Source organism: Nitrosospira multiformis, assembly GCF_003050865.1.
GTDB lineage: Bacteria > Pseudomonadota > Gammaproteobacteria > Burkholderiales > Nitrosomonadaceae > Nitrosospira > Nitrosospira multiformis_E.
Window position 1 is genome coordinate 49,271 of the sequence record NZ_QAOK01000012.1, and the last position, 25,856, is coordinate 75,126.

Below are 25,856 nucleotides of genomic sequence, written 5' to 3' on the forward strand. Positions count from 1 at the left end.
ACCTCTTTCGTGAGAAAGTTTCGTGGATTTAATTGACCTGACACCACTTATTGCGTTATTTTTGCCGTTTGTCCGCAATACACCCATTCTGACAGCGTGTTTATCATGACAAAGCCCGCCGATCCCGTCAAATTTTCCCCTCCGGAAGGTTTTGAAGCTGCGCTGGCTGAGCTGGAAAGCATCGTTCTGGAAATGGAAACAGGGCAGATGCCGCTTGAAGAATCCCTCGAGGCTCACAAACGTGGGACGGAATTGCTACAATATTGCCACTCCAAGCTGCAGGATGCGCAGCAACAGGTACGCCTCCTTGAAGCCAGCACGCTGAAAAATTTCTCCCCCTCCGGTATTGATGACCGCTGATTTCCAGGATTGGGCGAGAAGCCACCAGGTACGCATCGAAAATTCTCTGCAGACCCTGCTTCCCGTCACAGACATCGCGCCTGAGCGCTTGCATGAAGCGATGCGCTACACCGTTCTGGGTGGGGGCAAGCGCGTACGGCCTTTGCTCGCTTTTGCGGCCGGCGAGCTGAACAATGCGAATGAGGAGAGGGTAACGATTGCTGCTGTCGCAGTGGAACTCATTCATGCCTATTCACTCGTGCACGATGATTTGCCCTGCATGGATGACGATGTATTGCGTCGGGGAAAACCCACCTGTCATATCGAGTATGGAGAGGCAATCGCGCTACTGACGGGCGACAGCTTGCAGAGCCTCGCTTTTCAGTTGCTGGCCGAATATTCCCTCGCTGACACTCCGAAGATGCAACTCGAAATGATCAGGCGTCTGGCGCAAGCGGCCGGTTCACGCGGCATGGCGGGAGGGCAGGCTGTCGATCTTGCTAGTGTCGGCAGGGCATTAAGTCTCCCCGAACTGGAATTCATGCATATTCACAAGACGGGCGCGCTTATTCGAGCCGCGGTAATGCTGGGTGCCTATTGTGGCAGCAGGTTGGGCGAAGCCCAGTTGGCAGCCCTTGATCATTTTGCCAAATGCATCGGTCTTGCATTTCAGGTTGTCGATGACGTTCTCGACGCCGAGGCAACCACTGCCACCCTCGGCAAGACCGCCGGCAAGGATGCCGAAAACAATAAGCCTACCTATGTGAGTATTCTGGGGAGCAAACGGGCGCGCGAGCTCGCGGAGGAGTTGCGGCGGGAGGCATATGCATCCCTGAAGATGTTTGAGGCAGCCGCGGGACGATTGAGGCAGGTAACTGATTTTATCATTCACCGGGAATTTTGAAGGCCGGCGTGTTTCCCGGAAAAAGGATTTTGTAATTTTCAAGGTTTAAATGCACCCATTGCTCAATACCATTACCGATCCTGCCAAGCTGCGGACACTGGAACGCAAGTTGCTGCCACAGCTTGCAGACGAGTTGCGCCAATTCCTGGTTGAATCGGTAGCCAAGACCGGCGGTCATCTGTCCTCCAATCTGGGCACGGTCGAACTGACCATCGCATTGCACTACGTTTTCAATACACCCTACGACCGCCTGGTTTGGGATGTGGGCCACCAGACCTATGTCCATAAGATTCTGACCGGACGGCGCGAAGGCATGGGCAAATTGCGCATGCGCGGCGGTATCGCCGGCTTTCCGCGCCGGGATGAAAGTGAATATGACGCTTTCGGCACCGCCCACTCCAGCACCTCCATCAGCGCTGCGCTTGGGATGGCAGTAGCATCGCAGCGGGAGGGCAAGAAGCGGTCCGTGGTCGCAGTGATCGGTGATGGCGCGATGAGCGCCGGCATGGCGTTCGAGGCCTTGAATAATGCCGGTGCCATGGATACCAACCTGCTGGTCATTCTGAACGACAACGATATGTCGATTTCCCGGCCAGTGGGAGCGCTCAACAATTATCTGGCGCGGCTCATGTCCGGCCAGTTCTATGCGACCGCGCGCCGCGCCGGCGAGAAAATGCTGGGAGTGGTTCCACATGTGCTGGAACTTGCCAAGCGTGCCGAGGAGCATGTAAAAGGCATGGTGACGCCAAGCACGCTGTTTGAAGAATTCGGTTTCAATTATATCGGGCCTATTGATGGCCATGATCTTGACGTGCTTGTCAGCACGCTCAACAACATCAGGCATCTTCCCGGTCCCCAGTTTCTGCACGTGGTCACCCGTAAAGGAGCGGGATACAAGGCGGCGGAAGACGATCCGATTCTTTATCACGGCGTAACCAGGTTCAATCCCGATGCGGGCATCATTCCCAAAGCTTCAGCCAAACCGTCCTATACCCAGATTTTCGGGGACTGGTTGTGCGATATGGCGGCCTTGGACCAGCGTCTGGTAGGGATCACTCCAGCCATGCGGGAGGGATCTGGTATGGTGAGGTTTTCCCACGAGTATCCCGATCGTTATTTTGACGTGGGTATCGCCGAGCAGCATGCCGTCACCTTTGCAGCCGGCCTCGCGTGCGACGGGCTGAAGCCGGTGGTGGCGATCTATTCGACCTTTCTCCAACGCGCATATGACCAGCTGATTCATGACGTCGCCATTCAGAATCTTCCTGTCGTGTTTGCCATAGACCGTGCCGGACTGGTGGGAGCAGACGGACCTACCCATGCGGGTAGTTTCGATCTGACTTACCTGCGCTGTATTCCGAACATTACCGTAATGGCCCCTGCGGATGAGAACGAGTGCCGCCAGATGCTGTACACCGCTTTTCAGATGAATACACCTGCCGCTGTGCGCTACCCTCGGGGTTCAGGTAGCGGTGGGGCGCCGCAGAAAGAGATGCAGATGCTGCCGATCGGGCGTGGTGAAATACGGCGGGAGGGAGCAAAAATTGCACTGCTCGCGTTCGGCAGCATGCTCCAGCCTTGCCTTGAGGCAGCGGAAGAATTGAATGCGACAGTTGCCAATATGCGTTTTGTCAAACCGCTGGACGATGATCTCATCGCATCGCTGGCAGCCAATCACGAATTGCTCGTTACGGTGGAGGAAAACACTGTCATGGGCGGCGCAGGCAGCGCGGTTCTGGAATCGCTATCTGCACGAGGTCGCGCAGTTCCAGTATTGCAGCTGGGCCTGCCGGACACTTTTCTCGACCAGGGCGACCCCTCTCAGATGTTGAGCGAGTGCGGACTGGATAGGGAAGGTATCGTACGCTCCGTAAGAGCGAGATTCCCGAAGTAAACCGCTCACTTTTGCATTGCATGCCTTTGATATGCAATGTTCTTCCTTGCAACGGTACACAATGAACGAAACGCTCATTGCAGATGTGCAAAGTGTGGCCGATACGCGACGCATTGCCATCGACAAGGCGGGAATCAGGGCAATCCGCCATCCGGTAAGGGTAATGGATAAGGCTCGCGTTGTTCAGCATACAGTTGCCGTGTCCAACATGTATGTAAACCTGCCGCATCACCTCAAAGGCGTGCACATGTCCCGTTTTGTCGAGATGCTGAATGAGCATGATTTGGAGATCTCTGTTGAAACGTTTGAAAAGCTGCTGGTTTCGATGGTGAAGAAGCTCGAGGCGGAATCCGGCGATATCGAAATGCGCTTTCCGTATTTCATCGGTAAAACCGCGCCGGTTTCCGGAATAAAGAGTCTGATGGACTATGATGTTACGTTCATCGGGCAAATCAGAAACGGAGAATACCGCTTCACTTTGAAAGTGGTCGTGCCCGTAACGAGTCTTTGCCCATGCTCCAAACAGGTATCGGACTATGGGGCACACAACCAGCGATCCCATATGTCCATATCAATCCGGATAAATCATTTTGTATGGATAGAAGATCTGATCCGCATCGCGGAAGACCAGGCATCCTGTGAGCTCTATGGATTGCTTAAACGCTCAGATGAAAAGTATGTCACCGAGAAGGCTTACGGTAATCCCAAGTTCGTCGAGGATGCAGTGCGGGATATCGCATCAGTGCTCAATCGTGACGAGCGGATAGATGCTTACACGGTGGAAGCGGAGAATTTCGAGTCCATTCATAATCATTCCGCATATGCACTGATCGAGTGCGACAAATTGAAGAATTGAGCTCCCTCCCGTCTCGATCTGTTTCCTGCGCCCGGCTCCTTGATCCAGTGTCCCCGCTTCGGGGATAAGGTACAGTAATAAGCGCAATCCTACGCTCGATCTGATTTTTCCCAGGGAACCAAAATTGACCTTTTAGCGGCGGAAAGGTATATTATCGCCCTTTCCGGGGTGTAGCGTAGCCTGGTAGCGCGCCTGGTTTGGGACCAGGATGTCGGGAGTTCAAATCTCTCCACCCCGACCATTCATGCTAATTCGAGGCGAAATCCGATTTGAGTGGTGCCCGTAGCTCAACCGGATAGAGCACCAGCCTTCTAAGCTGGGGGTTACAGGTTCGATTCCTGTCGGGCACGCCACAAGCTACCTCTCATCGTAGCCTTGCGGCAGGTTTCGGAATTGTGTATTGCGATTTTCTCGGATGGTGGCTGTAGCTCAGTGGTAGAGTCCCGGATTGTGATTCCGGTTGTCGTGGGTTCGATCCCCATCAGCCACCCCAAAACATCTACCCATCTATTTCATTCAGTGCGAGACTTTGCGCACCGCGAGATCCTCGCTATTTGAACTTACCCTGCGCAGCGTGAAGTAAACGGCATAACCCATATGTCCACCAGTTGTGCACAGCATGACGTACACAATCTTTCAGTTTGAAATCTTTTGTAGTAGAGTTTTAAAAGCGGGTGGGCTATGGGTAAAGTGCGACGAAACAAGGAACTTTATCAGAGTCAGGATTCACCCTTTTTCTGCTTGGGAGTCAAAAGCCTCCTCTCCTATGCTACCTCCCCGTAAATTCACATCATGATTCCTTCACAACTGCCGGGTCTGCTTCTATTGTCAGCAATTTTGCATAACAGGCTTATGTCCGCGGCAGCGCAAGAGGGTCCGTCCTTAGCCGGTACGCCTGGTTTTTACCCGGCTGCCAGCCTGCACGCTTGAGAAGCATATGGATTTGCCGGTAGCAGCCCATAAAACGGTCCTCTGTCCGGGAAATCTCCCGCATATGCTCTTCGTCATACCTGTTTCGGGTCTTGACGTTCCGATTATCAAATTCCCTCCCGAGCGGCAAATTCATATTTATTGAAGTTATGTGAATTAGCGAACAGACAGCATTTTTATTACCGGTAATATTTGGTCCTTAGCCTATTGTGTTGTTCTCGTTCTCGTTTTTGCTCTTTTGCAGGTAGCAGTCGTTAGCAGGGAAGACTTTTCACCTGTTATCCCTAATATTGATGGTAGCGGTCGAAATACTTTGGTAACAGTAGTAAGCCATTATTTGTAGTGAGTGTAGTGAGTCATTATTTCAAATACTCCCGATAAAGCTAAAGCGGAAGCCAAAATGAAGCACAGTGTCGAGCAGAACTCACAGCGTCCAACATTGGAAAGACTGAGGGGGAAACCAGGGGCGTTTGGGCTGTATCAGAGAAAGAACAATCAACTACGGAATGTAACGGCAGCCTCCGCCCACAATTTACATACGTTTTATCGCTAGTATCAAAGCCTGAGTTATTTAACCCATTCAATAAACCAATTACTCACAAATAAAATGGGTTTCTTCCCTCCGTTCACTGATGATCATCTTCAGCGTTACTTTCGCATCATTCAGGAAGGAACAGCAGTTCGTCGCCATTTTGATCTACTAAAATGGCTGCAAGGGGAGGTGCAGCATTATTTGCCCCATGAGATCCTGCTTGCGGCTTGGGGCGATTTCGGCTCGAACAATATTCGATACGACATCATTTCCCCGCTACCCGGTCTCAGAACGGCGCAATTGCAGTTGGACCGGCTTTCTCCATTGCTGAGCGTATCCTACAACCGGTGGATTGAGAGGGGACGCATTCCTTGTGCATCCAGGGTTTGCGAGGCGCAGTTAGGCGTGTCGGAGATTCTTCAGGGGGATGGGGCGGCGCACTGCTCTTTCGGAAGAGCGTTACGCAACATGCGCTCGTCACTGTTCCATGGTATCAGTGATGAGCGCGGACACCATGACTGCCTTTATGTTGTCTTCAGTTCGAAGGATAAGCTTGACGATTCAACATTGATCGCAATGGAAATTCTGCTGCCCTACCTTGATACGGCTTTGCGCCGCGTAACACCCTTGCCGCAGCACTCCTGCAGGCCCTCCCTCCTCACAGATGCGCCGGAGTTCGATATCCGTGGGTTGAGCGAGCGAGAGGCCGAAATAATGACCTGGGTAAGAAAGGGCAAAACAAATGCCGAAATCGGCAGTATCCTGCGCATCAGTTCTTACACTGTCAAAAACCACCTGCACCAGATATTCCGGAAACTCGATGTCTACAACCGGGTGCAAGCCATTTCCAAAATTGAGCAACGTGTTGGTCATGGCTGAGGCAAATCCCACATTTTCCGCTTCAACTGTTACCACGCGCCAGACGAAAGGCCCGCTGGCTAACAATATGCTGAGCGCGGTCGAGTCAGTGCTTGATCCGGCAATACTGACACTTTCGTTATGGCTGATAAGCACCAGTTTTGAAGGCGAGTTGCTCCCGCCTTACTTGATCCTGTCGGTGATCGTATTCTCTATCTCCTTTCCAGGTGCGTCACATCTCCGGTCATCCGTCAAAGTCCTTATCTTCGACGTGCTCTACACCTGGTTCTGGATGGCTTTACTACTGTTTTTTCTCGGTTTTGCCACCGGTTATATCGCACAATTCTCCAGCCAGGTGCTCATCACATGGCTATGGGCTGCGCCCTTAAGTCAAATCGGCGTCCATCTGCTGTTCCGTATCGCTGCACCCTATCTCCTCATGCTCCAGGGTCCGCCACAGCGCGCCATCATCGTTGGCATGAACGAGCAGGGGGCAGCGTTCGCCAGTCGTATCCATGAAACGCGTTATTCCAATATGGAACTGGCCGGTTTTTTTGATGATCGGAATGAGAGCCGACTTCCACACACGCGCCATAATCCCTTGCTCGGAAGACTTCGAGAACTCCCTGAATTTGTCAAGGAGCACCGCATTCAGTTCATTTATCTGTCGTTGCCGATGGCCTCGCAGCCACGCATTCTGCATGTTCTCGACGAGCTGAAGGATACGACTGCTTCAATCTATTTCGTGCCTGACATGTTTATTACTGATCTTATCCAGGCGCGAAGCGGGACGGTGTGCGGTACGCCGGTTATCGCCGTCTGCGAATCCCCCTTTGCGGGTTCCAATGGGATCATTAAGCGGGCCAGCGACATTATCCTCTCGCTGCTGATCCTTCTACTCATATCGCCACTTCTGCTGCTCATCGCGACTGCCATCCGCTTGGATTCGCCAGGCCCCATTATTTTCAAGCAGCGACGCTATGGGCTGGACGGCGAGGAAATTCTCGTTTACAAGTTTCGATCGATGAGCGTCTGCGAAGATGGGAATACCATCCGGCAAGCACAAAGGGATGATTCCCGCATAACCCGCATCGGCGCTTTCCTGCGGAAGAATTCCCTGGACGAATTGCCGCAGTTCATCAATGTATTGCAGGGGCGCATGAGCATTGTCGGTCCCAGGCCTCATGCAGTGGCGCACAACGAGATATATCGCAATCTTATAAAAGGCTACATGATCCGGCACAAGGTAAAGCCGGGAATTACGGGTTGGGCGCAGGTCAATGGCTACCGCGGAGAGACAAGGACTCTGGACAAGATGCAGGCGCGCATCGATCATGATCTCGATTATTTACGCAACTGGTCGTTGCGGCTCGATTTGCACATCATCTGCAAGACTATTCTGGTAGTACTGAAAGATCGGGCTGCATATTAAATGCTTCCCTCCATGCGCCGCAAAGCCTCTCAGCACCCGTTAACACGAATACCACTTCCGCTATCCTCCCGTTAGTCAAGGTGATACTCTTGCAGCCTTCTTTGTATCGGAAAGATAGAGATATCTAAAATGAAAAAAAGATTGCCGTTAAATCTTTCCCTTGGTCGCCGTCGTTGGATCGCAGTAATTGCTCCTTTATTAGGTTTTTTTTTGTTGGATGCGCAACAGGTAATGGCTCAACAGTCGATACCGCATCCCCCTAGGATGGTTCCCGACAAGACTTTCAGTGTGACCGCAGGCACCACGTTTACGTACGACAGCAATGTCTTTCGTTTGTCTTCCCTTGTTGACCCGGTTGCTTTTACCGGCCAACCACGTAGAGCCGATCAGATCATTATCACGTCTGCAACTCTGGGGTTTAATAAAAGATATTCCATGCAACGCTTCGAGGTAACCGGCACCTTGATTGATAATCGTTACATGAACTTTGATTTTCTTGATTTTCTCGGAAAAAATTACAGCGCGGCCTGGTATTGGTATGTAACCCCTTATCTGTATGGCAGATTGACTAGCCGTCACAGTGAAGCGCTTAACAATTTTGCAAACCTCTCCGGTTTTGTGAATGCTACGAACCGCAACCTGCGCACCAATGACAACTATCATTTCGACGGGGTTCTTGAGCTTAACAGGGCTTGGCATCTCATTGGGGGCCTGGACCATAGCGTCATGAAGAACAGCCGCCTGACCATTCAGGATTTTAATAATAAGGTTTCCTCGGTGGAGGGGGGAATACGCTATGTCTCAAGTTCCGGTGGCTCGCTTACTTACAAAGTGAGAAGCGGGCGCGGAGAGTTCATCGATCGACCGGAGCCCCGTGCCGACGTTCTCTTTGATACCCGTTTCGATGAAATGGAGCACGAGCTCCGCATGCGTTGGCCCATCACGGTCAAGACCTCCATAGAGGGACGAGTTGGCTACCTCGATCGTCAGCATGCTCATTTTCCCCAGCGCGACTTCGCCGGCTTCGTGGGCGATCTCAATATAAGTTGGATGCCGACCAGCAAAGTGCAAGTGGTGGGGGGATGGTCCAGACAATTATCCAATTATCAGACTGCACCATTTGCCTTTCAGCATTCTATCTTTGAGCGTTTCTCGAGTAGTTACATTGCCACCAATCGCTTCTCGATTGCCCCGACGTGGCAAATCACGGAAAAGACTGCATTGCGGGTGCGCTATGATTATGTTCTAAGTGATTTTCATGGCGCTGTTATTCCCCTTCCTACAGAGAGTCGGAGCGATCAAATGCATTCCGGTTTGGTTGCTCTTGATTGGCGGCCACTTAACACACTCTATTTAAGCGCCGCTTTTCATCGGGATCATCGCAGTTCCAACCATCGCGGCTTTGATTTTGACAGCACCGCAGGAAGTGTTTCGGCCACGCTTAATTTCTGATGATCAAGCAACCATGTTTCGCTATTATTACTACTGAGGAGTGGGGAGAAGGTGATTTACAATGAGAGTCTGATAGTACGAACGGACTATTGCGGCCAAATACCACCTCGGCTACCGTGGTTGTCAAGTACCTGAATTACACGACCGTATTGATGAGAATCTGTACTGACGGGAAGTTTAAAATACTTGAAACACCGAATTGTTTTAAATTATTTGTCCTATTCTTTAACCGAAAGCCAATGGCTCAACAAATTTGATCATATGAAAATGAATCGTCAGAAATTCATAACGCCACTATTACTCCCGTTGCTTGCTTTAGGATTCGTGGCCTGCGACAAAAAAGAATCACAACAACCGGCCAGTCAGGTAGCGGCCAAAGTAAATTCCGGCGAAATCTCCGTGCATCAGCTCAATTATGTTCTGGCTAGAGCTACGCGCAATAGCGCAAGTTCTCCGGAAAACGCATCCAGAATTCGGCAGGAAGTTCTTGACCGCCTGGTCGATCAGGAGCTTGCGGTAGAACAGGCTATCAATAAAAAACTTGACCGTTCACCGGAGGTTCTCATGGCCCTGGATAACGCTCGTAGAGAGATTCTTGCACGTGCCTATCTCGAGCAGATCACTGCGGCCACCCCAAAGCCAACCGTCGAAGAAGCAGAAACCTACTATTCGGAGCATCCTCAGCTTTTCGCGGAACGCCGCATTTATAACATACAGGAAATTGTCCTTCCTTCATCAGCCGGTATCACGGACGAACTGCGGCAAATGCTCGACTCGGGCAAGCCCATGGAAGACATTGCAAAGTGGCTGAAAGGCAAGGAGATAAAGTTTGCCGCTGGCAGCGCAACACGTTCTGCCGAGCAGATTCCTCTCGAGCTCCTGCCCAAGATACATCCACTGAAACCCGGCCAGGGCTTGCTCATCCAGGGTCCGCAATCGATTACCCTCATGCGCATTGCCGCCGCACAAACAGTGCCGATTACCGAAGCAGCGGCGTTACCGCGTATCCAGCAGTTTCTTGGAAATCAGCGTGCAACAGAAGCTGCGAGGGGGGAAATAAAAGCTCTCAAGGCAAAAGCCAATATCACCTATATGGGCGAATTCGCTGCTCCGGATAAAAATGTATCCGGCGGAGAACATTCCGCTCCGTCAGTCGCCAGTACTACGGATACGAATTCACCGCAAGTCGATAATACCGGCCTTGAAAAGGGTGCGGCTGGTTTGTTGAGATAACGCAATTATCAAGAGGAAGTTCGACAATATGTTCCAAATTTTGGTTCGTACCTTGATCCTTTTATCAATGTTGTCTTCGGCTAAGGCTTTTGCCGAGAGCCCTGACTACCCGCTGGGTCCGGGTGATATCCTGCGCGTTCAGGTTTTTCAAAACCCCGACCTTACTACTGAAACCCGAGTTTCCGAAAGTGGTTCCATCACGTTTCCACTGGTTGGCGCTCTCGAGGTCGGAGGGCTTTCTGTTGCTTCTGCCGAAAATAAGCTTGCAGCCGCCCTTAAAAAGGGTGGTTTCATAAAGCAACCCCAGGTAACCATTGTCCTCCTGCAGATGCGAGGCAATCAGGTGAGTGTGCTTGGCCAGGTCAACCGGCCGGGCCGTTTTCCCTTGGAAACACTCAGCAGGGTGAGTGATATGCTAGCTGCCGCCGGTGGTACTACCGCGCTTGGTGATGACTACGCCATTGTTACCGGTACACGCAACGGACAGGCCTTCCGAAAGGTGATCGATATTCCTGCTCTCTATCTGGACGAAAGATCAGAGGAGGATATCATTCTTGCCGGAGGGGATACGATTTATGTCCATCGCGCGCCGGTTTTTTACATTTATGGGGAGGCGCAACGACCTGGGGCCTATCGTATCGAACGGGGCATGACTGTTATGCAGGCCTTGGCTCAGGGTGGCGGTCCTACTCCCCGAGGTAGCGAATGGTGGCTGCGTCTTCATCGGAGAAACGCGGAAGGAGTCGTAGAGAAGCTTTCACCCGAAATGACCGACGCTGTCCAGCCCAATGACATAATCTATGTGCGTGAAAGCATTTTCTGACGCTGACATAATATGACCTTTCATCAATTCCTGCTTATCCTTCGAGCGCGTCACAAAGTGGTGTTCTTCACTTTGCTGTTTGTCGTTCTAGCGACACTCCTGGTCAGCTTGCTGCTGCCGAAGCAATATACAGCAACTGCCGCAGTAGTGGTGGATATCAAATCCCCTGATCCGGTCGCCGGCATGGTTCTGCCGGCTTTGGCTGCTCCTGCATACATGGCCACCCAGGTCGACATCATTAATAGCGACCGTGTAGCCCGACGTGTTGTGAAAATGCTGCGAATGGATGAGAACCCGCTTATCAAAGAGCAATGGGTCGAGGATGGTGAAAAGGGCGATCTCGTAGCCGGGTTGGCAGACTTGCTTAAACAGAAACTGGACGTTAAACCGTCACGCGAAAGCAACGTCATACAAATAGAGTACACCGGAAACGAACCAAACTTTGCGGCAGCTGTTGCAAACGCCTTCGCTCAGGCATATATCGACGTCAACCTCGATCTGAAAGTTGCTCCCGCTCGCCAATATGCCGAGTGGTTTAAAGATCAGACCCGGGCGATGCGTGACAGACTCGAGAAAGCCAAGGGAGCGCTCTCGGCTTATCAGCAGAATACCGGTCTGGTTGGTACCGATGAACGTCTTGATTATGAAATTGCGAAGCTCAACGATCTTTCTACCCAACTTACCCTCATCCAGGCACAGACATCCGACAGCAGCAGCAAACGGAAAGGGAGAGAGGATCCGGAAACGTTAGCGGAGGTAATCCAGAATCCGCTCGTAAATGGTCTCAAGGCAGACATTGCCCGGCTCGAGGCCAAACTTCAGGAAGCCAGTGTTAACCTCGGAGCAAATCACCCCCAGACGAAGCGCTCTCAGACCGAACTCGCATCGCTAAGGAACAAGTTGGCAGCTGAGATAAGCAAAATACACGGCAGTATTGGTACATCCTATGAGGTGGGGAAGAGAAAAGAAGAAGAATTGCTGGAAGCAATGGAGAAGCAGAAAGAGCGGGTGCTTGAACTCAACAGGCAACGTGACCAGTTGAGTGTTCTTAAGGGCGATGTCGAAGCCGCCCAGCGTGATTTCGAGGGCGTGAGCCAACGCTCGGCTCTAACCCGGCTCGAGAGCCTCTCAGTGCAAACCAACATTGCCACACTAAATCCCGCTACGATACCGATAAGCCACTCCAAGCCCAAGATACTGCTCAATATGTTGATTGCTACTTTTCTTGGCACGCTGCTCGGTGTCGGAGTAGCTTTGATGCTGGAAATCATGAATCGCCGGGTGCGCTCTGCGGATGATTTACTTGAGGTTATGGAGGTACCCGTCCTCGCAGTTCTATCAGGCCCACCTCGAAAACTTCCCAAGCGGATTCCGAAGCTACTCAAAGCGGAATCGAGCTGATATCTCAAACGGAAATTAAGCCATGAATCCTGTCAGCGCAAGTCTACCCACTATTAAACGCAGTCATACCTCAAACCCGCGGGAACCATTCCTGACCGGACGAACCCAAACTGTGGGGAACGGCAGTTCGATTGGAGCGATTCTCATAGGTGCGGGGAGGTTATCCGAAGAAAATATAAGCCGCATATTGGAGGTCCAGGCGGAGCAGGGGCAACGCTTTGGAGAAGTTGCCGTTAACCTCGGTTTTCTTACGGAGGATGATGTACGTTTTGCTCTCTCTCGTCAGTTTAACAATCTCTATCTCCCCGCAGGAGACGAGAGTCTCAGTCATCATTTACTCGCGGCCTACAAGCCATTCAGTCCTGTCGTTGAGCACCTGCGGGGTCTGCGTAGCCAACTTATGCTACGCTGGTTTCATCCTGATGCTGATCAGAACGTGCTTGCCATCGTAAGCCCGGGTGCTGGCGAAGGCCGCAGCTTTATAGCTGCGAATCTGGCCATTATTTTTTCGCAGTTGGGCAAGAGCACCCTCCTTATTGACGCAAATCTTCGTGCCCCTCGTCAACAGGAGTTTTTTAAGACACGTGCCGGAACGGGTTTATCCGGCTTTCTCGCAGGCCGGGGTGGCCTGGATTGTATTATCAGGATTCCATCATTACTCGGGCTTTCCCTATTGCCAGCGGGTGCAGTGCCGCCAAACCCGCAGGAACTGATCGGCCGTCCCGTTTTCTCTAATTTATTGCAATCGCTCGGTGCTGAGTTCGATATTGTTATTTTGGATACACCGGCAGCAGGCGCATATGCAGAAGCGCAAATCATAGCAACCGAAGCTTCCACTGCTTTGATCGTAGTTCGCAAAGACCATACACCGGTATCGCGAGCAGCCGAACTTGCGGGGCGCTTCCAGCAGACAGGTGTTTCAATGGTGGGATCAGTGTTGAATGAATTCTGATAATTAAAGCACTGATATGCACTTGGTAGTACTACGATAACTGAGCGCGACTCTAATTCAATGGAGGGTCCGTAAACGTAAAAACTGCGTCGGAACGCGTGGCGCTGGTATCTATTCGAAGATTGATCTCGAATTCACGAAAAAAGAACGGTTTGGGGTAATCTATTCAAGCAAAATCCCAGCATTAGCGACATCTCTCTAGTGCAAAAGATGCGAAATAATCCGCAAGATGGCTATTAATTCTTCAATTATCTTAACTAAAAAGAACCTGCTTGGGGGATCGCGTGACCCTCTGCTCTTGTGGCTGCCTATCATTATCGGGTTAACCGTACTTTATCTACCTAGCCTGGTTGACCTATTTCGAGGTATCTGGTCTACTGATCAGCAAGCTCATGGCCCGATTGTTCTCAGCATCGCCTGTTGGCTTATTTACCGGAAGTGGCCACTAATGTGGCAACGAAGTGCGAACCAGTCCTCGGCCCCTGCCGGGTGGCTGATCTTTATAATTGGACTAGTGCTCTACGTCATCGGGCGCTCTCAAGAAATCCTATTGCTCGAGATAGGCTCGGTAATCTGGCTGCTTGCCTCTATCCTCTTGCTTGTGTGTGGAACAACTGCGCTCAGGATGCAGTGGTTTCCGCTCTTTTTCATGTTATTCATGATTCCTCTTCCGTCGGCTCTCGTTGATGCCGTGACAATGCCGATGAAAATGGCAGTTTCCTATGTGGCGGAAACTATTCTTTTCTGGTTCAACTATCCTATCGCCCGTACCGGCGTTATCCTGCAAATCGGGCAATACAAGCTACTCGTCGCCGATGCGTGTGCCGGGCTGCACACCCTCTTTACACTCGAAGCACTGGGACTGCTCTACCTTAATCTGATTCGTCACGACTCGTTATTCAGAAATATCGCCTTGGCAATTTTTATTGTTCCGATATCCTTTACCGCCAACGTTATTCGCGTAATGGTATTAACGCTTATCACTTATCATTTTGGGGACGAGGCTGGCCAGGGCTTCTTACACGGATTTGCGGGTATGGTACTTTTCCTTAGTGCCCTGCTTCTGATCATAGGTACCGATTCCCTGCTACAACTGCTGGTCAAGCTGCGGGGTGTTCGGAGTAGCGCGTTAGGCGAAGCATGAAATGAACCCGTTGCTAAGAAATTGCTTGCTTCTAGTGCTTATGCTCTCAGCCTCGGCCTTGGCGCTGAGTATGCGTCCTACTCAAAAAATCGCCGCCTTGGGACCCGCCATCGACTTGGGCACAATAATCCCGAGAGAATTCGGAGATTGGCGGGAAGAGCAGCATAATTTTGTACAAATGGTCGATCCACAGCAGAAAGAGTTGATCGACAGCATTTATACACAAACGTTGAGTCGCACTTACGTGAATTCCAAGGGCTATCGCATTATGCTTGCTATAGCATATGGAGACGATCAGAGAGATTCCATGCAGATCCATTATCCAGAGGTATGTTACCCAGCTCAGGGATTCCTACTGAAAAACAAGGAAAAGGGAGATATTATTACGGAAGGTGGCATTATACCCGTAGTTCGTATCCTTACCAGTCTCGGTCAGCGAGACGAGCCTGTTACGTACTGGACAGTGGTTGGCAACACCGTGTTTCAGGGAGGATTGCAGAAGAAGCTTGCAGAAATGAGGTACGGGTTGAATGGAAAAATACCGGATGGGATGCTCATTCGCATATCTTCCATTGATCCCGATAGTGAAGCTGCATATGAGATACAGGCGAGATTTGCCAATCAGATGTTGGCAGCATTAGCACCTGAGTATCGGTACAAGATAAACGGCAACCTTTAGTTTGTAACAATGAGGCAGGGGACTACACTGATCCAGCATGATTTTCGCGCAATGGAAGCGGAAGCACTTAATATTGAGCGACTCCTTGAGGAAGAAAGCCTCATAGCCGCGGAAAACGACCTCCACAAAATCAGTCAGCAGAGGTATACCGAAAATCGCGAAACGGAATAATCTCGTGAGGAGATTCGATTAGGTAGTTTTGAAGATACCTTGAACGAATAACACATTGGAATTCTCCCGTCTCTTTCTTCTGCTCCCATCAAAACTAGGTCCCTACAAGTTAAAATCGACTTCCTGGGAAGAAGAATCTTTATTCCGGTCCCCGCAAGTTATCTGCCATTTGTGCTGGGCGCTTTCAGATTAAATTGTTCAGTAAATGGCTTAAAAACTTTTACCCGATGAAAGGCCCTATTTCTTGTCAATCTTTAGTCTTATTGGCAGCAATAGATTTGTTCCTCTAAATACTAAATAAGTTAATAAATGAGCATCCAAGTTTCAGTGGTCGTTCCATTGTATAACAAAGAAACCTATGTGCTGAATGCGGTCAAGTCAGCCGTGTCTCAAGGTGATGCGGTAATGGAAGTCCTCGTAGTGGACGACGGTTCCACTGACTCAGGCGCAGAACGCGTGGAAGCATTGAACCACTCGAAGGTACGAGTTATAAGAAAAAAAAATGGGGGAGTTTCATCTGCCAGAAATAGGGGGATTCAAGAAGCTCGCGGGGAATATATTACTTTTCTCGATGCCGATGATATCTATCTCGACGGTTATATAGCAGAAATTGTCGAACTCATCAAAGACTTTCCAAGCACCGAGGTCTACGCAACCAGTTTTTATAAACAGTGGCCAAACGGAAGAAGGGAGCCTGCATATATCCCGATGACTTTCGATAGTGGGAAAGCCCAATTAGTGCAGGATCCATTTACTGCCTGGTCACGCGGTTCCTTCATTCATACAGGGTCATTTTGCGTGCGAAAGGATACTCTCTTTCGAGAAAATATCTATTTCCCCCTGGGCGAGAATATTGGTGAGGATCAGGACGTTATTTTCCGACTAATGGAATCCACCTTGGTCGCCTTCTCTCCCAGGCCGCTTATGTGTTACTCACAGGAAATCGCAAATAGCCTGTACAGTTCCCTACCCGATTATCTCCTCCCTTGCTATGCAAGGCTTGCCCAACGGGCTCGCACGCCCAACTATCCTTCACAGTTAAGATCGGGAGCGTATCGTATGGCGTCAGTAGGGTATCTGAGTGCAGTTCGCATATTGATTACTAAAGCGCGACGCTTCGATGCGGCGAGACTGATTTTTCAGACCCCCTCAATGTACCATTTTACCTATTGGCTTCGCACTCTTATTCGCTTGTGTCTGCCGATCAGACTTATGAAGTTGCAATGGTTGAAGTGGGTATGAGGCGCTGTACACGTTTTGTACACCGAACTTGATTTGAGCTGTTGCTCCTTGAATAACATAGGGAAGGATTCATGCTTTATGTTACTGCTAATGGATTCGGATCCAATATCAAACAGGGATAAAGTGCAAAACTTTGTGTCGCCGCACATACTGGCCTTCGATTCCCACACTCGAGATTTCGAGCAGAGGTTTCACGGCTACGTTCTCGAGCAGAAAGGGTATGTTCAGTGCGGCAGTGATATGGGCACACGTTGGTGCAATCAGAATAGAATCAGCCGAAGATATTGTGAGTTCAGCAGGCATGGGAGATGAGCGCTAAAGCTGCTATCACCCCTCAGAAGGACTTGGCGGTACAAAGCTTCAAGGCTTTTTTTTGGGGTGCCGGCGGTTCCATACTTAAAATCGTTCTCCAGTTCGTAACGCAGGTTATTTTGGCGCGGCTGCTTGGACCAGCAGAATACGGTATTTTTTCTCTTGGTGTGATCGTTGTCGGTCTTACCGCGATCTTTTATGACGTTGGCTTGGCATACAGCCTGATCCAAAAGAAATCGATCTCCGCTGACGACATACGCTTCGTCTGGACATGGCAATGCATTCTCGGATTGTCTGTAGCCACAAGTATTTTTTTTGCAAGTGACTTGATCGCGAATTTCTTTTCTAAGCCAAAAGCTGAGTTTTTATTCCAGTCGCTTTCTCTGGTCATCCTGATAAATTCCCTGACCGCCCTTTCTTTCAACTTGTTAAAAAAGTCCTTGAATTACAAGGTGATACAAATATCCCAACTAATCAGCTATTTTCTAGGCTTTGCCTGTGTCGGTATTCCGTTAGCCTTCGCTGGATATGGACATAATGCTTTGGCTGTTGCATGGCTGATTCAGGCAGCTATGCATTTCACAATTTTATATACAAAAGTGCGACATCCAGTTTCTCTTCGCTTGCAGACGCAGGATGGTAACCACATGCTACGTTATAGTCTTACGGCCTTCGGGACCAATCTCGTGAATTGGATACTGAATGGAGTTGACAAAATATGGGTGGGGAAGATTTATTCTGCTTATATAGTAGGACTTTATACAACAGCATATAATCTGGTCAACACGCCGGCTTTTACAATATTTGTAAATTTGCAAGCAGTCTTCTTCTCGGCAGGCGCCCGCCTCCAGGAGGACCATGAGGCATTGCGCACGATTTTTTTGCGATTACTCTCGCTAATAACCCTGACGGCTTTTCCGTTTTTTATCGTCATCGGGTGGGGAAGTGATTTTATTATAGAGACAGTGTATGGAGTAAAATGGGCTGAGGCCTCTCCATTCCTGGTTCCGTTCGCTTTCGCAACGCCTTTCCTGCTGCTTTGGGGCATATCTACTCCGGTGCTGTGGAATTCCGGGCACACGAAGCTTGAGTTGCGCTTACAGTTGCCCCTGGTGTTTCTATGGCTGGCGGTGCTTTATTTCATAACTGATTTGCCGCCGCTAACACTGGCCATTGCAGCAGCGTCGTTATTTGCCTTTCGGTCGATTGCGATGGCGGCAGCCGCTTTATATGTCCTGAAAATTCCCATATCCTCTTTTCTCAGAGCGATAGCCGCAGGTGTTGTCCTTAGTTTGCTCCTCGGTGTCGTTTCTGCTGCTGTAAAGCCCATCATTGCTGGGCTCGATATCGATGTAGGATTGCAACTCCTCCTTCTGCTGGGGGCAGCGTCTGTTTCATATTTATTGAGTTTGTACTTTCTGGTTCCCAGATTGTTGGCTCAGGATCTGCGGGCCTATCTAATGAGAGAAGGAGAGCGACTCCCGGGGTGGGCCAGGAGCGCATCCAGATTTTTATTGCGGCACCCAAAACCATGACTGCTCAAATTGTATGGGGCACCGCGTATCTTACTACTGCCTTGACTCTAGCTTTGACGTGCGTCGTTGCTCTAGGGTTCTTGCTGCATCTGGGCTCTAGTGTACGTCGTGAATTGCTCCCGCTCACGCTTCTCGCAATACTCGTCGCTACCATGGTTGCGCCCCTTGTGACAGGCCGGGTCATTGACAGAGGTACCTTGATGCTGGGCGATGTAGTTGAGAATGTTTATTCCTCTTTCTGGGTCAATCGTTTGATTACACTCGGTGTGCTTGCCCTGTGCGTTGAACGTATTCTGCGTTTCCTTATTCGGCACGAATGGGCGAGTGTTCGCGGTTGGGGCCTTTTCTGGGCGTTCGTTGTTTTCATTTTATCGAACCAGATTGCGAATGGGATATTCGGCTCTCATCCATTCTTTGATCACAAGTACTTATATGCCTTTCCCGTTTACTTCGGCTTTTTTCTGGTTGCACAGACCCAGGCGGAATTTTGTCTCCGCTTTGCGCGCGACAGTCTTTTATTATTTTTCGTGTGCAGTGTGCTAGGGGCAGTGATAATGCCACAAGCAGTGATTGAAACAGGATATTCCGGATTTTTACCAGGGATACCAGTGCGCTATCATGGACTTGGAACTCATGCCAACGGTATTGGCCCGCTGGCAGTAGCCTTGGTGATTTGCCTCTGGCGTTTTCCCTATCATTCTTGCAAACTAAATCGCTTTTCCTGGTTTCTTGTGTTGATTTCACTGCTTTTATCTCAATCCAAAACCAGCATCATCACTGCCGGAGTTGTAGGAATACTGCTCGCGCTATATAACTATGAGGGCCGTAAGAATTCTTCGCCAAGATCCAGTCTGTTCATAGCTATCACAGGTTCTTTTTGCCTTTTGCTATCGGGTGTTATTGCAATGGTATGGCTGGGTATTGACGCTGGGCAAAAATTCATTGATCAATTGGATGTTCATGATGGGCATAGCGTCGCAACGCTGACAGGCCGAACCTGGATCTGGCTTCTTTCTTGGCAGGAATTTATGGCCAGCCCCATATTCGGTTACGGGCCTTCCATATGGGGTCCCGCCTATCGCGAGAGCGTTGGCATGTTGATCGCACCTCACGCTCATAATCAACTCATGCAATCTTTAAGCAGCGGCGGCCTTGTAGGTGCGTTAGGTTTGTCCTTCTACACCGTCACACTAACGATGTATGCGATCAGGGCGGCCAAACGTTCGAAAGGCATGTCTCTTGCGTTTGTCGCTCTGATGCTTATCAGAAGTATAACCGAAACCCCCTTCAACTCATTAAGTGTTATTCAACTGGAATTTTTTGTCCAGCTTCTGGCCATGGTCGCATGTATCGGCTTTTTGCCAGAGAAAGAAACAGGGCATCTCTCCAGCATTCAGCCAGAAAACAGGAGAAAAGCTGGTACAACGATGCGAACTCAGCGCGGTGGCGCGGACGGCACAACAAGTGCTGCATAATTTGGCAGATAAAGTGTCAAGCCTCTTCCAGCCTTTTTACTGTTTTTAACTTGAATTCGATTTCCAGTTCATCTTTCAGGGTGAAAACAAACCTTGATGACCGGAAGACACCTGTGGTCAGCGTATGTTTGTGCACCTACCGCAGGCCTGACCTATTGATTGCACTTCTGAATAGTTTGGCAAGACAAAGCTTCTCCAAGTCCTTTGAAATAATCGTTGTGGATAACGATCCGGCCGGATTTGCGGCGGAGGTTGTGGAGAAGGCACAAGGACATTATGGAGGATTAAATATCCGCTTTGCGATTGAACCGAGGAAAGGCATTTCATTCGCGCGAAACACGGCAGTATCGCTTGCTTGCGGAGATTTCATTGCATGGATCGACGATGACGAAACCGCTACGGAGAACTGGCTAGCTTCGCTCTACGCGACTTGCGCCGAAAGCGATGCCGACGGGGTATTCGGTCCGGTCATTCCCGTTTTTCCTGAAGGCTCGCGTGCGTGGCCCAGGCGTAGCGGGGTATTCGAGCGCGCTCGATACCCAACTGGAACACAAATAGATGCACGAGAAGCTCGTACAGGTAATGCGCTTGTTAAAGCAGAATGGTTTCGAACTGACGTTCCACCTTTCGACATACGGTTTGCTAACACTGGGGGTGAAGATTACAATTTTTTTGCTCGCATTGAGGCTCGTGGAGCGCGATTTGCGTGGTGTGACGAGGCTGAGGTGTTCGAACTGGTACCACTTGAGCGCCAGCGTGTCTCATGGGTTCTGGAGAGACGCCTTCGAGGAGCGACAAATTATTGGTCTGAGCATCCTGCAACTCGATTGCAACTTACAATTCGAGCAATGGTCGGTGGGGGAATGTTCGCTGTTTTCGGAGTTGCTGGAGTCATCATGGCACCCTTCGGCCTGCATTACGCAATAAAGCTATGGCGGCGTGCGATAGGTGGTTTAGGGCGAATAGTTGCATTAAGCGGAGTCCGTTGGAACGGATATTAGTACGAAAATACGTATCGCACATGAAGAAGACAAAACATTTCATTTAGCCAATTATTATCTGCGCCCCTGTTTAATTGATAGGGACAACTCCCGACGACCACGCCTGGGCGGTACACCCTACATCGTCAGCAACGAAGAGCAACGCTTCCTGGCCCAGAAGCAACTGCGTGAGGTGGAAACACCGGACGCGGTGCTGGTGGTTGACAAAACACGCAGCCAGGACGTGAAGCACATCGTCAACGCCCTGAGCCAGCAACAGCGCGAGGAACACAACCCGCACCGCCAGGTACACCGCCCCGGGAGCTGGTACGACAGTATTGACGAAGGCGGCCGCTTCAAAGTCAAACGCATTCAGGTTAAACCCAAAGCCAGCCTAGGCCTGCAAAAGCACCATCACAGGGTTGAACACTGGATTGTCGTCAAGGACACCGCCGAAATCACCAATGGCGACAAAGCATTCACCCTGACAGAAAACCAGTCCACCTACATCCCACTGGGCGAAGTACATCGTCTAGCCAACCCACCATTCCGTTGGAAATCATCAAGGTGCAGTCGGGTAGGTGCTTAGGCGAAGATACATTGTTAGATTTTCAGGCAACTACGGAAGAGCGAAATGACAAAGAAAGCATTGATTACAGGTGTAACAGGACAGGACGGCGCATATCTTGCGGAATTTCTCCTAAACAAAGGATATGAAGTACATGGAATAAAGAGGCGCAGTTCGCTTTTTAATAGCGCGCGTATCGATCATTTATTTCACGATATGCACGAAAAAGGAGACGCCTTTTATTTACACCATGGTGACATGACAGACTCCTCAAGTCTGACGCACATCATTCAGAAAATACAGCCGGATGAAATATACAACCTCGCAGCACAAAGTCATGTCGCTGTTTCATTTGAAGAGCCGGAGTACACGGCCAACTCCGACGCACTTGGTGCATTACGCGTTCTTGAAGCAATTCGTATTTTGGGATTAACCCAAAAGACGCGTTTTTATCAGGCTTCAACCTCTGAGCTTTACGGATTGGTTCAAGAGATTCCTCAAAAAGAAACCACGCCATTTTACCCCCGCAGCCCTTATGCGGTGGCCAAGCTCTATGCCTACTGGATCACCGTCAACTATCGCGAGGCCTACGGCATCTACGCCTGCAACGGTATCCTGTTCAACCACGAAAGCCCGATCCGAGGTGAAACTTTTGTCACCCGCAAGATAACCCGCGCCTTGGCACGCATCAAACTTGGGCTGCAAGAGTGCTTGTATCTGGGAAATCTAAGTGCTAAGCGAGATTGGGGCCATGCCAAGGATTATGTCGAAATGCAATGGTTGATGCTGCAACAAGATAAACCTGAGGATTTTGTCATCGCCACTGGGGTTCAATACAGTGTGCGTGATTTCGTCAACGCTGCAGCAAAAGAGCTTGGCATGAGCATTACCTGGAAGGGTGATGGTGTTGACGAGAAAGGCTACGACAAAGCCGGTAAGTGTCTCGTTGCAGTTGATCCGCGTTATTTCCGTCCCACCGAAGTTGAAACGTTACTTGGCGATGCTAGCAAAGCAAAAAATAAACTAGCGTGGACACCCAAGATCAGCTTTGATGAGCTCGTTAGCGAGATGGTACGCGAAGATCTTAAAAGCGCTCAGCGTGACGAAATAGTGAAAAAACACGGTTACGCTGCGTTCATCCCAAACGAATAATAGGGGTAATAGGATAAACAAAATGCGAATTCTTCTCTCAGGAATAATAGGGGTAATAGGATGAACAAAATGCGAATTCTTCTAACAGGAGGTGGCGGTATGGTCGGGCGCAATCTGCTCGAACATCCGGACATTGGCGAATTTGAGATGCTCGCTCCGCGCAGCAGTGAACTAGATCTACGGGACTACAAAGCTGTTGAGCGCTATCTGAACACACATCAACCGGACATGGTGATTCACTCCGCCGGTAAAGTCGGCGGCATCCAGGCAAACATGCGCGAGCCTGTAGCTTTCTTACTGGAAAACCTCGACATTGGACGTAACATTGTTTGGGCTTCACGACAAGCGGGGATAAAGCGCCTAATTAACCTGGGTAGCTCCTGCATGTACCCGCGGAACCACAATGAGCCCTTGCGCGAAGAATTAGTACTCAAAGGTGAATTCGAGCCGACAAACGAGGGATATGCTCTCGCAAAAGTCGTTACAGCACGGCTATGCGAATATATAACTCGGGAAAATGCCGATTATCAATACAAGTCATTGATTCCATGCAATATTTACGGCAAGCATGACAAATTCGATCCAGTCCACTCACACCTGATTCCAGCAATCATTTACAAAGTGCATTTAGCCAAACAAAGGGGTGATGAAACCGTGGAAATCTGGGGAGATGGCACTGCACGTCGAGAATTCATGTATGCAGGGGACTTGGCAGATGCACTCGTACAGGCTGTAAAAAGATTTGATTCCATGCCTGCCCTCATGAACATAGGTCTCGGGCATGACTGCTCCATCAATGAGTATTACCAAGCCGCTGCAGATGTAATGAATTATTCAGGTTCATTTGTACACGACTTAAGCAAACCTGTTGGCATGACGCGCAAACTGGTTAGCGTAGAACGCCAACAGGAATGGGGATGGCATGCCAAGCAGAAATTAAAGACTGGTATCAGAGAAACATATCAATTTTTTTTGATGGAGAAATTTCAATGAACTACAAGTTCCCTTTGGCTACTGCAACCTGGGGCCAAGAAGAAATTGACGCAATGCAGCGAGTCATTGCGTCAGGAATGTTTACCATGGGAGCAAACGTTCGAGCATTTGAACGCGATTTCGCTGACTACATAGGCAGCAAATACTGTGTGATGGTGAATTCAGGTTCCTCATCTAACTTGTTGATAGTAGCAGCGTTGTTCTATACCAAGAACCCAAGGCTTAAGCTGAAACGTGAGGATGAGGTCATAGTGCCAGCGGTATCTTGGAGTACCACTTACTACCCTCTTTACCAGTACGGGTTAAAGATTAAATTTGTCGATATTGATCTAAACACACTAAATTTTGATCTTGACCAGCTAGAGTCAGCGGTGACAGATAAAACCCGGATGATTTTTGCTGTAAATCTTCTCGGAAATCCGAATGATTTTGACCGCATCAATCAAATCATAGGTGATCGTGAGATCATGCTTATGGAAGACAACTGTGAATCCATGGGCGCAAAACTAAACGGAAAACACGCAGGAACTTTTGGTGTAATGGGTAGCTTCAGTTCCTTCTTTAGCCACCACATTTCAACAATGGAAGGGGGATTGGTCGTAACTGACGATGAAGAGCTGTACCATATTCTATTGTCATTGCGAGCCCATGGCTGGACCAGAAACTTGCCAAAACACAACCACGTATGCGGTACTAAAAGCGATGACCCGTTCGAGGAGTCATTTCGTTTTGTCCTGCCTGGATACAACGTTCGGCCTCTAGAGTTGGAGGGAGCACTGGGTGTGGAGCAGGTAAGGCGCCTGCCAAATTTAGTAGATGAGAGGCGCAAGAATGGCAAACTGTGGCAAGAAACTTTGGACAAACATCCCGACATAATCATCCAGCAAGAGATTGGAGAGAGTAGCTGGTTTGGTTTCAGTTTGGTGATCCGACCTGGCAGCAGTCTTACGCGCAAACAACTGCTGACTCGACTGAATGATCTCGGTTTTGAGTGTCGACCAATTGTTGCAGGCAACTTCGCAAAAAACGAGGTGGTAAAACTATTTGATTCAGAAACGCACGGAATTTTGCAAAATGCAAATCACATCGATAAGAATGGCCTATTTATTGGGAATCAACACTTTCCTATGCCCGAAGCAATGACGGCGATAGCCGAACTTTGAATCAGGCAAGAAATAGTCAAAATTTGGATTGACACTTTGAGTATTCAGGGGAAAGTGTCTTGATCTTGCCACTGTCGAACTCATTAATTTTCCATCTCAAGGGGGTTTTCCCCCGATTTCACGGACACATCTAAAAAGGCTGATAATGAGTCGGGAGGGTGTGTCATGGATTATAGGGGCGAGAAGCCTGGTGGATCTCACAGTCCGCGACCTATTAATAAGACTCGGATTTGAAATTGTTCTGGTTAAAAAGTATCCTTTTATGTCTTTCTCTGCTGGAACAGTAGCGAAAGAACTCTTTAAGATTTTTCTATCTGGCTATAGATCGCGACTTCCCAGCACTTGTTACTGGAGTAAAAAATTGTCGTTTACGGATACGTATATCAGAGCGAGAAACTATAGGGAAACTTGACAGTTCTTCGCCTGTGATTTAGAAGCAAAAAATAGAGCTTTCTGGCAGGATTTTGTCTTGAGGTTTCAAATGAAGGAAGCGCGATTTACAGAAAGCCCAGTCGTCTAAGGGGCTTAACAAAAATGACCCAGGTAATTATTTTTCAATACCGCCTTCTACACTATAGGCTTGCTTTCTTCAATCTTTTGCGTCAGTCGTGTGCGCTGCGTGGTATTAATCTATGTCTAGTTCACGGGGGAGCGACCCGACGTGAAGCGGTTAAAAAAGATGAGGGATCGTTACCGTGGGCGTATAAAGTCCAAAATCGAGTGTGGGAGCTTGGGGAGCGCGACATCATATGGCAGCCTTTTCCAGCTGCGCTCGGAGACCCGGACTTGGTTATAGTAATGCAGGAGAATCGTATTCTCTCCAATTATCCGTTGCT

Annotated in this window: 23 protein-coding genes and 3 tRNA genes; 25 read left to right on the plus strand and 1 reads right to left on the minus strand. The window is 49.6% G+C overall.

Annotation, left to right across the window (positions count from 1 at the left end; all coding sequences use genetic code 11):
- Positions 1 to 105 precede the first annotated feature (105 nt).
- The 7 genes from C8R21_RS07960 to C8R21_RS07990 all read left to right on the plus strand — a co-directional run bounded on the left by C8R21_RS07960 (position 106) and on the right by C8R21_RS07990 (position 4,486).
- Entirely contained in the window at positions 106 to 360 is a 255-nt protein-coding gene (locus C8R21_RS07960) for an exodeoxyribonuclease VII small subunit (RefSeq protein ID WP_107762222.1), read from the plus strand.
- Complete coding sequence (locus C8R21_RS07965) at positions 350 to 1,243, plus strand: polyprenyl synthetase family protein (protein WP_107762223.1); 894 nt, start codon at positions 350 to 352, stop codon at positions 1,241 to 1,243. Before C8R21_RS07960 ends, C8R21_RS07965 begins: the two co-directional genes overlap by 11 nt.
- A 49-nt stretch (positions 1,244 to 1,292) precedes the next feature.
- Complete coding sequence (gene dxs, locus C8R21_RS07970; RefSeq protein WP_107762224.1) at positions 1,293 to 3,137, plus strand: 1-deoxy-D-xylulose-5-phosphate synthase; 1,845 nt, start codon at positions 1,293 to 1,295, stop codon at positions 3,135 to 3,137.
- Between the two features lie 61 nt (positions 3,138 to 3,198).
- On the plus strand, positions 3,199 to 3,993 hold the full coding sequence (gene folE2 / locus C8R21_RS07975; protein ID WP_107762225.1) for a GTP cyclohydrolase FolE2: 795 nt from the start codon (positions 3,199 to 3,201) through the stop codon (positions 3,991 to 3,993).
- A gap of 164 nt (positions 3,994 to 4,157) precedes the next feature.
- A tRNA-Pro gene (locus C8R21_RS07980) sits at positions 4,158 to 4,234 on the plus strand.
- A 35-nt stretch (positions 4,235 to 4,269) separates the two neighbouring features.
- Positions 4,270 to 4,346 (plus strand) — tRNA-Arg (locus tag C8R21_RS07985).
- 65 nt (positions 4,347 to 4,411) lie between these two features.
- Positions 4,412 to 4,486 (plus strand) — tRNA-His (locus C8R21_RS07990).
- 357 nt (positions 4,487 to 4,843) lie between these two features.
- Here C8R21_RS07990 and C8R21_RS07995 read toward each other — a convergent pair.
- On the minus strand, positions 4,844 to 5,059 hold the full coding sequence (locus tag C8R21_RS07995) for a hypothetical protein (RefSeq protein WP_107762226.1): 216 nt from the start codon (positions 5,057 to 5,059) through the stop codon (positions 4,844 to 4,846).
- A 471-nt stretch (positions 5,060 to 5,530) separates the two neighbouring features.
- Between C8R21_RS07995 and epsA the strand changes: the two genes are divergently transcribed.
- The 18 genes from epsA to C8R21_RS08080 all read left to right on the plus strand — a co-directional run bounded on the left by epsA (position 5,531) and on the right by C8R21_RS08080 (position 25,020).
- Positions 5,531 to 6,334: an XrtB/PEP-CTERM-associated transcriptional regulator EpsA gene (epsA, locus tag C8R21_RS08000; protein WP_107762227.1), complete on the plus strand. Its 804-nt coding sequence runs from the start codon at positions 5,531 to 5,533 to the stop codon at positions 6,332 to 6,334.
- Positions 6,276 to 7,745, plus strand: a complete 1,470-nt coding sequence (locus C8R21_RS08005; protein ID WP_375136001.1) for an undecaprenyl-phosphate glucose phosphotransferase — start codon at positions 6,276 to 6,278, stop codon at positions 7,743 to 7,745. Before epsA ends, C8R21_RS08005 begins: the two co-directional genes overlap by 59 nt.
- A gap of 129 nt (positions 7,746 to 7,874) precedes the next feature.
- Positions 7,875 to 9,197, plus strand: coding sequence for an XrtB/PEP-CTERM-associated polysaccharide biosynthesis outer membrane protein EpsL (gene epsL / locus C8R21_RS08010; protein WP_258192317.1), 1,323 nt, complete (start codon positions 7,875 to 7,877; stop codon positions 9,195 to 9,197).
- A gap of 261 nt (positions 9,198 to 9,458) precedes the next feature.
- The gene (locus C8R21_RS08015; protein ID WP_107762258.1) at positions 9,459 to 10,430 is read left to right on the plus strand and encodes an EpsD family peptidyl-prolyl cis-trans isomerase; all 972 of its coding nucleotides are present in this window, start codon (positions 9,459 to 9,461) and stop codon (positions 10,428 to 10,430) included.
- A gap of 28 nt (positions 10,431 to 10,458) precedes the next feature.
- A complete protein-coding gene (gene epsE, locus C8R21_RS08020; RefSeq protein ID WP_107762229.1) occupies positions 10,459 to 11,253 on the plus strand; it encodes a polysaccharide export protein EpsE in 795 nt (264 codons plus the stop codon).
- A gap of 12 nt (positions 11,254 to 11,265) precedes the next feature.
- Positions 11,266 to 12,654 (plus strand): chain length determinant protein EpsF, encoded by a 1,389-nt coding sequence (gene epsF / locus C8R21_RS08025; RefSeq protein ID WP_107762230.1) that lies wholly within the window; start codon positions 11,266 to 11,268, stop codon positions 12,652 to 12,654.
- Between the two features lie 22 nt (positions 12,655 to 12,676).
- Complete coding sequence (gene epsG / locus C8R21_RS08030; protein ID WP_107762231.1) at positions 12,677 to 13,606, plus strand: chain length determinant protein tyrosine kinase EpsG; 930 nt, start codon at positions 12,677 to 12,679, stop codon at positions 13,604 to 13,606.
- A 229-nt stretch (positions 13,607 to 13,835) separates the two neighbouring features.
- Positions 13,836 to 14,750, plus strand: a complete 915-nt coding sequence (gene xrtB / locus C8R21_RS08035) for an exosortase B (RefSeq protein WP_107762232.1) — start codon at positions 13,836 to 13,838, stop codon at positions 14,748 to 14,750.
- A gap of 1 nt (position 14,751) precedes the next feature.
- Positions 14,752 to 15,429, plus strand: a complete 678-nt coding sequence (gene epsI / locus C8R21_RS08040; RefSeq protein WP_107762233.1) for an exosortase-associated protein EpsI, B-type — start codon at positions 14,752 to 14,754, stop codon at positions 15,427 to 15,429.
- Positions 15,430 to 15,438: 9 nt separating this feature from the next.
- Complete coding sequence (locus C8R21_RS16100; RefSeq protein ID WP_219906626.1) at positions 15,439 to 15,600, plus strand: hypothetical protein; 162 nt, start codon at positions 15,439 to 15,441, stop codon at positions 15,598 to 15,600.
- 309 nt (positions 15,601 to 15,909) lie between these two features.
- The gene (locus tag C8R21_RS08045) at positions 15,910 to 16,842 is read left to right on the plus strand and encodes a glycosyltransferase family 2 protein (protein WP_107762234.1); all 933 of its coding nucleotides are present in this window, start codon (positions 15,910 to 15,912) and stop codon (positions 16,840 to 16,842) included.
- A gap of 308 nt (positions 16,843 to 17,150) precedes the next feature.
- A complete protein-coding gene (locus tag C8R21_RS08050) occupies positions 17,151 to 18,689 on the plus strand; it encodes an oligosaccharide flippase family protein (RefSeq protein WP_107762235.1) in 1,539 nt (512 codons plus the stop codon).
- Positions 18,641 to 20,164, plus strand: coding sequence for an O-antigen ligase family protein (locus tag C8R21_RS08055; RefSeq protein WP_107762236.1), 1,524 nt, complete (start codon positions 18,641 to 18,643; stop codon positions 20,162 to 20,164). Before C8R21_RS08050 ends, C8R21_RS08055 begins: the two co-directional genes overlap by 49 nt.
- A 113-nt stretch (positions 20,165 to 20,277) precedes the next feature.
- The gene (locus C8R21_RS08060; protein WP_258192321.1) at positions 20,278 to 21,165 is read left to right on the plus strand and encodes a glycosyltransferase family 2 protein; all 888 of its coding nucleotides are present in this window, start codon (positions 20,278 to 20,280) and stop codon (positions 21,163 to 21,165) included.
- A 172-nt stretch (positions 21,166 to 21,337) separates the two neighbouring features.
- A complete protein-coding gene (locus tag C8R21_RS16410; protein WP_258192318.1) occupies positions 21,338 to 21,733 on the plus strand; it encodes a hypothetical protein in 396 nt (131 codons plus the stop codon).
- Between the two features lie 45 nt (positions 21,734 to 21,778).
- Complete coding sequence (gmd, locus tag C8R21_RS08070; protein ID WP_107762238.1) at positions 21,779 to 22,864, plus strand: GDP-mannose 4,6-dehydratase; 1,086 nt, start codon at positions 21,779 to 21,781, stop codon at positions 22,862 to 22,864.
- Positions 22,865 to 22,924: 60 nt separating this feature from the next.
- The gene (locus C8R21_RS08075) at positions 22,925 to 23,857 is read left to right on the plus strand and encodes a GDP-L-fucose synthase family protein (RefSeq protein ID WP_107762239.1); all 933 of its coding nucleotides are present in this window, start codon (positions 22,925 to 22,927) and stop codon (positions 23,855 to 23,857) included.
- Positions 23,854 to 25,020, plus strand: coding sequence for a DegT/DnrJ/EryC1/StrS family aminotransferase (locus C8R21_RS08080; RefSeq protein WP_107762240.1), 1,167 nt, complete (start codon positions 23,854 to 23,856; stop codon positions 25,018 to 25,020). The genes C8R21_RS08075 and C8R21_RS08080 overlap by 4 nt, the downstream gene beginning before the upstream one ends.
- Positions 25,021 to 25,856: the final 836 nt, after the last annotated feature.

What these genes read in the sequence shown, in the direction of transcription:
- C8R21_RS08080 (WP_107762240.1), top strand. Translation starts at nt 23,854, where the DNA reads ATGAACTACAAGTTCCCTTTGGCTACTGCAACCTGGGGCCAAGAAGAA.
- C8R21_RS08045 (WP_107762234.1), top strand. Translation starts at nt 15,910, where the DNA reads ATGAGCATCCAAGTTTCAGTGGTCGTTCCATTGTATAACAAAGAAACC.
- epsG (WP_107762231.1), top strand. Translation starts at nt 12,677, where the DNA reads ATGAATCCTGTCAGCGCAAGTCTACCCACTATTAAACGCAGTCATACC.
- epsF (WP_107762230.1), top strand. Translation starts at nt 11,266, where the DNA reads ATGACCTTTCATCAATTCCTGCTTATCCTTCGAGCGCGTCACAAAGTG.
- C8R21_RS08005 (WP_375136001.1), top strand. Translation starts at nt 6,276, where the DNA reads ATGTCTACAACCGGGTGCAAGCCATTTCCAAAATTGAGCAACGTGTTG.
- C8R21_RS08015 (WP_107762258.1), top strand. Translation starts at nt 9,459, where the DNA reads ATGAAAATGAATCGTCAGAAATTCATAACGCCACTATTACTCCCGTTG.
- C8R21_RS16100 (WP_219906626.1), top strand. Translation starts at nt 15,439, where the DNA reads ATGAGGCAGGGGACTACACTGATCCAGCATGATTTTCGCGCAATGGAA.
- xrtB (WP_107762232.1), top strand. Translation starts at nt 13,836, where the DNA reads ATGGCTATTAATTCTTCAATTATCTTAACTAAAAAGAACCTGCTTGGG.
- C8R21_RS08075 (WP_107762239.1), top strand. Translation starts at nt 22,925, where the DNA reads ATGAACAAAATGCGAATTCTTCTAACAGGAGGTGGCGGTATGGTCGGG.
- C8R21_RS07965 (WP_107762223.1), top strand. Translation starts at nt 350, where the DNA reads ATGACCGCTGATTTCCAGGATTGGGCGAGAAGCCACCAGGTACGCATC.
- folE2 (WP_107762225.1), top strand. Translation starts at nt 3,199, where the DNA reads ATGAACGAAACGCTCATTGCAGATGTGCAAAGTGTGGCCGATACGCGA.
- epsL (WP_258192317.1), top strand. Translation starts at nt 7,875, where the DNA reads ATGAAAAAAAGATTGCCGTTAAATCTTTCCCTTGGTCGCCGTCGTTGG.
- C8R21_RS07960 (WP_107762222.1), top strand. Translation starts at nt 106, where the DNA reads ATGACAAAGCCCGCCGATCCCGTCAAATTTTCCCCTCCGGAAGGTTTT.
- dxs (WP_107762224.1), top strand. Translation starts at nt 1,293, where the DNA reads ATGCACCCATTGCTCAATACCATTACCGATCCTGCCAAGCTGCGGACA.
- gmd (WP_107762238.1), top strand. Translation starts at nt 21,779, where the DNA reads ATGACAAAGAAAGCATTGATTACAGGTGTAACAGGACAGGACGGCGCA.
- C8R21_RS07995 (WP_107762226.1), bottom strand. Translation starts at nt 5,059, where the DNA reads ATGAATTTGCCGCTCGGGAGGGAATTTGATAATCGGAACGTCAAGACC.
- epsI (WP_107762233.1), top strand. Translation starts at nt 14,752, where the DNA reads ATGAACCCGTTGCTAAGAAATTGCTTGCTTCTAGTGCTTATGCTCTCA.
- epsA (WP_107762227.1), top strand. Translation starts at nt 5,531, where the DNA reads ATGGGTTTCTTCCCTCCGTTCACTGATGATCATCTTCAGCGTTACTTT.
- C8R21_RS08050 (WP_107762235.1), top strand. Translation starts at nt 17,151, where the DNA reads ATGAGCGCTAAAGCTGCTATCACCCCTCAGAAGGACTTGGCGGTACAA.
- epsE (WP_107762229.1), top strand. Translation starts at nt 10,459, where the DNA reads ATGTTCCAAATTTTGGTTCGTACCTTGATCCTTTTATCAATGTTGTCT.